The organism is Lentilactobacillus sp. (genome assembly GCF_040773105.1).
Classification (GTDB): domain Bacteria; phylum Bacillota; class Bacilli; order Lactobacillales; family Lactobacillaceae; genus Lentilactobacillus; species Lentilactobacillus parabuchneri.
In genome coordinates, this window is the sequence record NZ_JAXGWW010000098.1 from 1 (window position 1) to 7,457 (window position 7,457).

The window sequence follows — 7,457 nt, forward strand, 5'->3', positions numbered from 1 at the left end:
CTGGTAGGATTTCTTTGTTTTTTATGATCGCATTTCTCGAAGATGATGCTCAATGAAGAAGCTCATAATCAACAAATACACGATTAAAATCACGGCATTCACCCCAATTGACAATGGCATGAATAAGTCAATGATCACCAAAATCGCTTGGCAACTAATTGCCCATTGATAAAACCATTTCTGTGATGCACGCCATTTCTCGGGCGTGCTGCGGCTTTGTGACGTTCTGTAGCCCACAAAACTCGAAGGCTTTTTATCACTAAAATAATAATAAATTGCACCACCAACATAGACGAGTAGGATCAACGCGGCAAACTCAGTTCCTGACATAATGTCCCTCCGCTAAAACAATCACACTACCCGACCTGATGGGGGCTCTTTTCACCATTCAAAATCGTGACCACGTCATTTAGCGCAATTTCAATCATGTTTTGAACCGCTACTTCAGTATAAAAGCCAATGTGTGGGGTGACGTTGACGTTTGGCATTGCCAGTAACTTCTTTAAGCTGTCGTTATCAATTTCTTGGCCGGTCAAATCCTGACCCACAATGGTATTCTCACCTTCGAATGTATCAATAGCTGCAGCTGCAATTTCTTTATTTTCAAGCGCAGCAACCAACGCCGGGGTGTCGACAACCGGTCCCCGTGAAGCATTGATGAAAATCGCTGACGGCTTCATTTCTTTTAAAACGGCCGCATTAATCATGTGCTGGGTTTCATCGGTCAGCGGCGTGTGCATGGTGACGATGTCTGCCGTTTTGAAAACTGTTTCGTGATCCACGTAAGTCAATGTGTCGTTGAGCTCTGGTCGATGAATCGGATCAGCCGCAATCACAGTAGCACCGAGTGCTCGAAAGATTCGGGCAACCGCGCTGCCGATTTTGCCGGCGCCAATAATGCCAACCGTTAAGGTGTGAATTTCCCGGGCTTCAACGCCTTTCCAACTGAAGTCGCCATGTTTTTCACGTTCGCCGACTTCGCCGATGTGACGCAGAAGCCCCATGACGTCAGCCAAAACAAGCTCACTGACTGATCGGGGTGAATAAGCCGGCACGTTGGTCACCACCAAGTCGTTTTTATTGGCTTGGTCAAAAACAATTATTTAATATCCCGTAATCCGCAAAGTAATCTGCTTGATGCCAAATGAATGAAGCTTTTCATAAATTGCTGGGTCGGCAACAGGCCCGTGTTGCTGGATGACAATGCCGTCGTATCCTTTGGCAAGGTCAACGGTTTCTGCGTTCAGTGGCACTGAATTGGTATCGACTTGAATGCCATTTTTTTCAACCCAGGCATCAAGTGGGGTTTGTTCGTCTGGTCGAACGTTATACATTAATATTTTCAAAATAACTCAAGCTCCCTTTATTTGACTGACTGTTGATCAACGTATGTTTGAATGCGGCTGACAGCTGTTTGGATGGTGTCTTCACTAGCTGCATAACTAATTCGAACGTAACCTTCACCGCCCGGCAGGAAGTATGAGCCCGGAATCAACGCCACTTTGGCTTCCTTGGCCAAGTCGTAACAGAATTCTTCACTATTTTGGTTCAAGCCGTCAGGAATCTTGGCAAAGACATAGAAGGCGCCATTGGGGTTCGGACAGCTAAAACCGGCTTTTTCCAACCCCGCTACCAACAAGTCGCGGCGTTTCATGTATTCTTCCTTCATTGGTAACGCATCGTCCATGCCATTCTTGAAGGCTTCTTCGGCTGCGGCTTGCGCGTTGGTCGTCAACGAGGTGATGGTAAACTCGCTGACCTTGGCCACCTCGTTGATAATATCTTCAGGCCCACAAATCATGCCGACTCTCCAGCCAGTCATCGCGTGAGACTTGGAAACCCCGTTCATGACAAGGGTTTGTTCCGGCAGAATGGTCCCCATCGAAACGTGGGTGCCGTCGTAGGTTAATTCGCTGTAGATTTCATCGCTCAAACAAATAATGTCGTGCTTGGAAATGACGTCTGCTAATTTTTGAAGGTCATCTTTATGGTAGGTCACACCAGTTGGGTTGTTAGGGAAGTTCAAGATAACCGCCTTAACAGTATCCTTGTTAGCTTCGATGGCAGCCGACAATTTTTCGGGTGATAACACAAAACCGTTATCTGATGTGTCGACAAAAATTGGTTTGGCGCCAGCTAACATCAGGATTGGGACGTATAGTGGGAAAATCGGTGTTGGCACGATAACTGTGTCACCGGGATTAATCATCGCGGTTAAAGCCGAGTAGATCGCACCAGTCGCACCTTCTGTCATGATCACCTGGGTGGCAGGATCATAATTCAAGCCGTACTTGGTGTTCAAGAAATCAGCGGCCGCTTTCCGTAACCCATCCGTTCCCCGTGAATTCGTGTAGTGACTTTCATTGTCATTAATCGCATCAATTGCAGCCTGTTTGACGTGTTCCGGGGTGTTGAAGTCCGGCTCGCCCAGCGTTAATTTAACAATGTCTGGAATCGCTGAAATCTTCTGGTTGAATGTTAAAATCGCTGCTGGGGTTAATGCCGCCACCCGTTTGTTCATTTTCTCTGATAATTTGCTCATACTGTTTTCCTCCTAAAAATAGGGTCCTCAAAGTCAAGGGACTGACTGTGAGGACCCACCATTGGTATTATCCCGCACAGTCAATTTCAGTGATCTGTGCGGCCTTTAATTTGCATTACGAAATGCTTTTGGCTTATCCACAGATCACACTCGGAAAAACCAAAAGTAATATCGACAACTATTCATTTGGATGTTTAAATTACCGCTCATAATTAAAAACTCCTTAGAATATGTTAAACACATGATAACGTTTTTAATCTTGTGAATCAAGGGCTATTTTGTCATGGCTTGATTCCCAGGTGAAAAGCGGCGGCGCCAAAAGTAAAGGTACGGTAGTGGACGTCAGTCAGGCCGGCATCTTGAAACATCTCCACTAATTTTCCGGCAGACACAAATTCTGCGGTGGTTCGCTGCAGGTAATGGTATTGCTGGTACTTGTTAACGGTCAGCTTTGCCATAATCGGCACCAGGTTAAAATAAGCCTGCCAGCCCAACTTGATGATCGGATTCGTGGGCTTGGACGTTTCCAGGCAGGCCACTTGACCCCGAGCATGGACAACCCGGCTCATTTCATGCAGGACGCGGTCGGCATCGGGCACGTTTCTCAAGCCAAACCCAATCGTGGCAACATCAAAATAATTATCGGCATACGGCAGATTCATTGCATCCCCCTTCACCAACGTCACCCGATCCGAAAGACCGGCCGCCCGAACTTTTTGATCGGCAATTTTGAGCATTTCCTCACTAAAATCAAGCCCGACAACCTGACCGGATGGCCCAACTGCCTTGGCAAGGGCGATCGTCCAGTCCCCCGTTCCACAACAGACGTCAATCGCAAAGCTGCCGGGACGGACATTGAGTTGTTTCATCACCAATTTTCGCCAGTGCTTGTGATTGCCCAAGCTGATCAGTGAATTCATTTCATCATAGTTGGCGGCGATTTGGTTAAATAAAGATTCAACCTTTGCTTCCGGGGTTTTGTTTGTCAGACTCATTTTCCTGCTCCTTTGTTATAATAAGTTATGTTTTTGAAATTATTTTAGATTAATTTGGAGGTCAAGATGAGTTTATCAACTTTTACAGAGCTCGTCGAGTTGAGGGCCAAAGCCGCAAGCATTTTCCCATTCTTCACGGGACTTTTCTTCAGCTGGTACCTGCTGGACTCGGTCAACGGACTTTACGCCACACTCTTTTTTATCGCAATGTTGTTATTCAACATGACCGTAGATACGCTGGACAATTATAACGACTACATGCATTCCAACGAGGAAAAATGGAAAACCGGTACCAATATCATCGGTCGAGAACATATCTCGTTGAACCTGATTCGCACGATGATCGTGGTGATGGTCGTGCCATCCGCTTTGATTGGCATCTTTTTAGTCTTTAAAGTGGGCTTGCCACTGCTATGGATGGGCTTAATCTGTTTTGCCATCGGAATTATGTATTCGTCGGGTCCGCACCCGATTTCCAGTACCCCATACGGCGAAGTCGCATCCGGATTTGCCATGGGCATTATGATTACGCTGATTTCAGTATACGTCAACTCCTACCAGCTGTTCACGTGGAACGCGCCTTTACTGTTACGAATTCTGCTGGCATCGTCCCCATTATTCTTCTGGATCGCAAATATCATGTTGGCCAACAACATTTGCGATGACCAGGAAGACGAGGTCAATCACCGTTGGACAATCGTTCACTACATTGGCGTTAAAAATTCATTGCTCATGTTCAATGCTGCCAACGTGCTGGCGGTTCTCTTAGTCTTTTACGCCATGTATGTCGGTGTCTTCCCACTGGCCTTATTTTCCATCTTGTTAGCTGTCCCACTGATTATCAAACAATCACTGATTTTCAACCACGAACAAATTAAAACTAAAACATTTGTCTGCGCGGTTCAAATCATGATTTTTGGCTCACTCAGCTTGTGTGTCGGCTTCTTGGGATATTGGATCTATACGTTGTTCATGCACTAATCAATCAAGTGGTCGCTATCCTTATTAAACCGGGCACCGATGAAGACAATCATCAATACGACAATGACCATCTGAAGTGCCGGGACGTATACCAACGCCACAACTGTCACAATTCCTTGAAGCAGATCCAATTTCCAATTTGCAATATATCGATAAATGACCATCGACCGAATTGCCGCTGCGGCTTTTGGTTGGTGGTCTTTTTCATTTGCTTTAACCAGTTGGTAGGATAGGAAAAAATACGCGGCCGTCCAAGAGGCAAAGACAATAAAGTAAAAGATTTCAGGCCCCTGCTCGTTTAAACCACGCCCAACCCAGGCAGTTGCCACCGGAACAAACGACGTGGTAAACAGCCACATATTATTCGCCCAGTAAACCCTTCGAGAAATCCACCGGGTTTTAGCAAACATATAGTGGTGGTTATACCAAGCCACCCCAATGAATAAGTAGCCAATCGCGTAGGATATTAGATAAGGAATTTGGGAATAAATTGCACTAAACTGGAATGATTCCGGCGTTTTAAACTCCAGGATCATAATGGTCAAAATAATTGCCAAAATTGCGTCTGTAAAAGCTTCGAGTCGTCCTTTTTTCATATGATCACCTCATCAGTTGATACTTCTAATATATACTAAATCGGGCCTTGAAACGGACAAAAGCCCCTCCAGTTTTGGAGGGGCTTCGATATTGATAAGAAAAGCGGTGTTATTCTACCGCAAAATCCTTTGCTTTTGATTCTTCGAACTTTTCTTTGATGATAGTTGCACAGTTTTGCAGTTTATCTAATTCTTCATCTGTTAAGTCAAGTTGCAGCTGTTGGACAATACCGTCACGACCGACAATGGCTGGGTATGACAAGTAGGCGCCAAGTTCTTCACGATAGTTTGATACCGGCAGTTCAGTTCTGGCATCGTTCAAGACGACATCAGCCAATCGAACGGCTGCACTGGCAATCGCATAATTGGTGTAGCCCTTGCCACGGAAGACAACGAAGCCGCCCATTCGGGCATCTTCATCAATTTTATCAAGATCAATGCCTTCCTTGTCAGCTAATTCTGTGATCGGCTTACCCAAGACACGAACCGTTGACCAGGCAGTAAACTGGGAGTTCCCATGCTCACCTAAGTTGTAGCCAGATACTGAACGTGGATCAATATGTAATTTTTTTGCCACCGCCCGTTTCATCCGTGATGAATCAAGCAAGGTTCCGGTTCCAATAACGTGGTTCTTAGGAAGGCCCGTCACTGCTTGATAAATTGACGTAATCGCGTCAACTGGGTTGGTAATGACGATTAAAATCCCGTTAAAGCCGCTATCTTTGATTTTGCCAGCAACTGCAGCGGCTGCCTTTTGTGTAAACGGATATTCAATAAACCGGTCGTTGCTTGGATTATCGCGTTGCAGCTGAAGTTTGCCAACTGCTGAAATCACAATATCTGCATCCGCCAGTTCGCTGTAATCGTTCACGGCAATGTTAGTATGCGTTGGCAAGTTGGCCATTGCATCTTCAAAATCCAGCGCATCGGCTTTAACCTTTTTCTCATTTACATCAATTAATACCAAGTCGTCAGCAAACCCACCTGACACAATATAGTGAGCAACCGTAGAGCCTACACTACCCATTCCAATAACACCAATTTTTCTTGTCATTCAATCACCTCAAAAATTTTTAATGGTAACAGCATAACACATTGAGAGGTGAGTTCAACAGTAAATTTTAATTTTATGAGACTTTTCTAAGACAACGTATTCCTCCAAATTTCATCCGTTAGATAAGGTAATGCCTGAAGCCGTTGCTGAACTTCCTTGAGCCGATATGTCAACATCCGGTTAAACGATCGCCGAAAATCCTTGCCATTTGTGGCGTAATCCGTCCCCTCGAATTCGGAAATTCCGCTATTATCCCGATAGTCAATGGCCACGTCCCGCATCAGCCACTCATGACTTTTCATGTAGCGCATGATGGCGGCTGGGGTTCTGACACTTAACAAAATCCGGGTGAGAAATTGCTGGTCTTCCGCATGCGTCTGGTAGTATTCCGCTTCCCGAGCTGAAATATAATTGGTGTCTGCGACGATTAATTGATTATCCAGCAATGCTTGATACTTATCATAAACAGCCAGTTCACGGGTCTGTTCCGGATTTGTATAGATAATTCGACTCAATTCGTATTCCTGATGCGCGTTCAGTTCCTGAATGACCTGTTGCTTGGTACCAGCCTCGCCGCCCATTTGGACGCGGAAATTATTCATAATCAGTGGCATGTCCAAGGTTAGATCAAGCTGTGACACTTGTGGGTGAACCATGATTGGCAAAACTCGCTCTACCAACAAAGTAATGAGCGGTTCAGCCATTAAATTCAAAAACCGGTTCGGCTGAATTGAGAGGGTCACCGTCAAATCGTGGTGCGGACTGCTTAAAGCCGGCTTGCTTGAAAGTGAAAAGTATTTGCTGACGGTGTACCCGAACCCCAGTGGATTGCGAACGACATACTGAGTGGCGTCGAACAACTGATAGTCGTCATATAAAATGATGCTTTGGTAGTCATCTTTACCAACGACTGGTGTCGTACCGTTTCGTTGCTTTTGTGGGAAAGCTTCCACAAAGCCCTGCAGCTTGAGATATTGCTGCTGGCTCATGGTACTGGTTATCTTGACGGTATCAACTTCAAATTCCAGCTGCTTCATTGGATAATCAATTTGTCGACGGGAGAATAAATCGGTCATTTTCTCCTGGTAGGAATGATTTAATGCGTGATAGGCTTCTGAGTGATAGCCGTTTGCTTTGAAAATATCTTCGTCGTTTTCCAAAATTTGTGGCTCCAATCGTCATTATTGGCTCAATTTTAAGCCGAATCTGCCACCCGGTCAAACTCGAATTTATTTTAGTGGCAACGTTGACAAAGGTGTTTTTTCGCGTTAAAATACAAGTATATTAAC

Annotated in this window: 7 protein-coding genes and 1 pseudogene; 1 reads left to right on the forward strand and 7 read right to left on the reverse strand. The window is 45.2% G+C overall.

The window, feature by feature from the left end:
• Window positions 1-21 precede the first annotated feature (21 nt).
• The 4 genes and pseudogenes from AB3112_RS06440 to AB3112_RS06455 all read right to left on the reverse strand — a co-directional run bounded on the left by AB3112_RS06440 (window position 22) and on the right by AB3112_RS06455 (window position 3,537).
• Window positions 22-330: an SdpI family protein gene (locus tag AB3112_RS06440; RefSeq protein ID WP_084973344.1), complete on the reverse strand. Its 309-nt coding sequence runs from the start codon at window positions 328-330 to the stop codon at window positions 22-24.
• 26 nt (window positions 331-356) lie between these two features.
• Window positions 357-1,349: pseudogene (locus tag AB3112_RS06445) on the reverse strand (D-2-hydroxyacid dehydrogenase).
• 14 nt (window positions 1,350-1,363) lie between these two features.
• Entirely contained in the window at window positions 1,364-2,542 is a 1,179-nt protein-coding gene (locus AB3112_RS06450; RefSeq protein ID WP_084973348.1) for an aminotransferase class I/II-fold pyridoxal phosphate-dependent enzyme, read from the reverse strand.
• A gap of 281 nt (window positions 2,543-2,823) precedes the next feature.
• Entirely contained in the window at window positions 2,824-3,537 is a 714-nt protein-coding gene (locus AB3112_RS06455) for a demethylmenaquinone methyltransferase (protein WP_057910216.1), read from the reverse strand.
• Window positions 3,538-3,603: 66 nt separating this feature from the next.
• On the opposite strand from AB3112_RS06455, the gene AB3112_RS06460 reads away from it, so the two are divergent.
• Window positions 3,604-4,518 (forward strand): 1,4-dihydroxy-2-naphthoate polyprenyltransferase, encoded by a 915-nt coding sequence (locus AB3112_RS06460; RefSeq protein WP_084973352.1) that lies wholly within the window; start codon window positions 3,604-3,606, stop codon window positions 4,516-4,518.
• On the opposite strand, the gene AB3112_RS06465 is transcribed toward AB3112_RS06460, so the two are convergent.
• The 3 genes from AB3112_RS06465 to AB3112_RS06475 form a co-directional block, all read right to left on the reverse strand.
• On the reverse strand, window positions 4,515-5,114 hold the full coding sequence (locus tag AB3112_RS06465) for a TMEM175 family protein (protein ID WP_057910214.1): 600 nt from the start codon (window positions 5,112-5,114) through the stop codon (window positions 4,515-4,517). The two genes, AB3112_RS06460 and AB3112_RS06465, sit on opposite strands and share 4 nt — an antisense overlap.
• 109 nt (window positions 5,115-5,223) lie before the next feature.
• A complete protein-coding gene (locus AB3112_RS06470) occupies window positions 5,224-6,168 on the reverse strand; it encodes an L-lactate dehydrogenase (RefSeq protein WP_084973354.1) in 945 nt (314 codons plus the stop codon).
• Between the two features lie 86 nt (window positions 6,169-6,254).
• On the reverse strand, window positions 6,255-7,328 hold the full coding sequence (locus AB3112_RS06475) for a hypothetical protein (RefSeq protein ID WP_367334136.1): 1,074 nt from the start codon (window positions 7,326-7,328) through the stop codon (window positions 6,255-6,257).
• Between the last annotated feature and the right edge of the window lie 129 nt (window positions 7,329-7,457).

Excerpts from the sequence above, each read along its gene's own strand:
- AB3112_RS06460 (WP_084973352.1), top strand. The coding sequence starts at position 3,604 with ATGAGTTTATCAACTTTTACAGAGCTCGTCGAGTTGAGGGCCAAAGCC.
- AB3112_RS06440 (WP_084973344.1), bottom strand. The coding sequence starts at position 330 with ATGTCAGGAACTGAGTTTGCCGCGTTGATCCTACTCGTCTATGTTGGT.
- AB3112_RS06465 (WP_057910214.1), bottom strand. The coding sequence starts at position 5,114 with ATGAAAAAAGGACGACTCGAAGCTTTTACAGACGCAATTTTGGCAATT.
- AB3112_RS06450 (WP_084973348.1), bottom strand. The coding sequence starts at position 2,542 with ATGAGCAAATTATCAGAGAAAATGAACAAACGGGTGGCGGCATTAACC.
- AB3112_RS06455 (WP_057910216.1), bottom strand. The coding sequence starts at position 3,537 with ATGAGTCTGACAAACAAAACCCCGGAAGCAAAGGTTGAATCTTTATTT.
- AB3112_RS06470 (WP_084973354.1), bottom strand. The coding sequence starts at position 6,168 with ATGACAAGAAAAATTGGTGTTATTGGAATGGGTAGTGTAGGCTCTACG.